This is a genomic window from Streptomyces sp. NPDC002619 (genome assembly GCF_042889305.1).
GTDB lineage: Bacteria > Actinomycetota > Actinomycetes > Streptomycetales > Streptomycetaceae > Streptomyces.
This window is the reverse complement of the sequence record NZ_JBIAQV010000148.1, coordinates 1-1835: the sequence shown is the minus strand read 5'-3', so window position 1 is coordinate 1835 and position 1835 is coordinate 1. Positions and strand designations below refer to the sequence as shown.

Genomic DNA, 1835 nt, shown 5'->3' with positions numbered 1-1835 from the left:
TGGGTGCTGCGGGTTGCCGCAGGAACAGGGTGAGCACGGCGGAGAGGAAGGCGATGCCGCCGGCCAGGTAGTACGCGCCGCTGTAGCCCCAGGCGTCGACCACCGAGGCAGCCAGACCACCGCCGCCCACACCGCCGACCAGCTTGGCGCTGTAGACCGCCCCGTAGTTCTGCGCGTTGTTGTTCTCACCGAAGTAGTCCGGCGTGAGCGAGGCGAACAGCGGGTAGAAGGCGCCACCGCCGAAGCCGTTGAGGAATGCGAAGAACAGGAAGAGGGGTTCGTTGTGCGCGTGGCCCGACCACAGGACACCGAACTGCGCCAAACCCGCCACCACCAGCACCAGCGTCAGTGTCAGCCGGCGGCCCAGGTAGTCGGACAGAAAGCCCATGGCCGCGCGGCCGACGCCGTTGACCACGGCGAGCACGCCCGCCGAGGAGGCGGCCACCAGCGGGCCGAAGCCCAGGCTCTTGGCGAACGGCACCTGGAAGTTGATGCCGAAGAGCGACACGCCGCCGATCAGCACCAAGGCGAGCCACATCAGCGGCAGCTGCCCGGTCTTGATCGCCTGCAGCGGGGTGAACTGGGCCTTGGCCGGCGGGTTCTTGGCCATACGCCTGGCGACCCGCTTGGCGTCCTCGCTCGTGCCCCGGTTCAGCGGGTCCACGTCCGCCGGCCACCAGCTCTTCGGCGGGTCCCTGAAGAACCACCCGCACCAGACCACGATGATCACCATGTCCACCGCGATCAGGTCGAGGATCAGCTTGTAGTTGCTCGGGTGGAACCAGTAGTTGAAGACGAAGATGAGCGGAAGGGTTCCGTAGGCGAAGCCGCCGTTGACGAACCCGGTGCGGCCGCCCTTGTTGTCCGGGTACCACTTGCCGACCGTGTTGATACAGGTCGCGTACACGAGACCGGCGCCTATCCCGCCCAGGCCCGAGTAGGTGACCATCACGAGGTAGGGGTTGCCGATGTACGAGAGTGACAAGATGCCCACGCCCGCGAGGACGCCACCAATAATCATGGCGCTCCTGGGCGACAGGATTCCCTTCTCCCGCAGGCGCCCCGCAGGGAAGGCCACGCCCGCCTGGAAGACCGCCCAGAAACCGGCGATCCAGAAGGTCTGCGTGAGCGTCCACCCGTGGGCGTTGCTAAGCACCTCCTCAGCGGAGCTGTAGCCGTACTCGTAGACGCTGACACCCATCATCGCGATCCATGGGAGCAAGACCATCCATTTCCGGGGCCTCCCAAGGATGGACCGGTCGGTCTCCCCGACCCGGTACACGCGGCCGTTCAAGTCGGTGACTTCGCTGTAGGGAACGGAAGCCCCTTGCTGTGTTGCTGACATCTCTGTCTTCCCTTGCGTGAAAAGAGCCTGGAGTGCGCCCCCTGGGCCTCTCTTCATGCCGTGGGGTGGAACGGATTCCCATCCCTGCGGCTGGGCCCGGCATGGCCGGGCCTGGTGGTACGCCGTCCGTGCAGCTGGGGTCCGGGGCGGCATCCCGGACCATGACAGCGCGCAGGCGGTGACACAGTGGTGGTGCGGAGCGGATCAAGCTGGTCGGTCAACTGCTGCGGCGCCTGGCCGTGCTCAGCACGCCGACGCCTGATCAGGTCGAGTCCGGCGTAAGCCGCCTCCACCAGCACGCCCGGCCGGTCGTCGGTGCTTGCGCGGCGGCGCACGCGGCCAACGCCGGTTGGATTGCGGGACGATCAGGGCGGCCCGACGCTGCATCACGTTTCCCAGGGCGTTGCTCGCGGCCACAAGCACGGCGCAGACCAGGGACACGGCGATCAGCACGACAACCTCCTCTCGGCGGATGGCGGATGGCGGATGG

Annotated in this window: 1 protein-coding gene; it reads right to left on the bottom strand. The window is 67.2% G+C overall.

Going from position 1 to position 1835, the window contains the following annotated elements; translation table 11 throughout:
• The coding region (locus tag ACFYXB_RS45915) for an OFA family MFS transporter (protein WP_389591460.1) at positions 1-1345 on the bottom strand (1345 nt) is incomplete at its 3' end.
• Between the last annotated feature and the right edge of the window lie 490 nt (positions 1346-1835).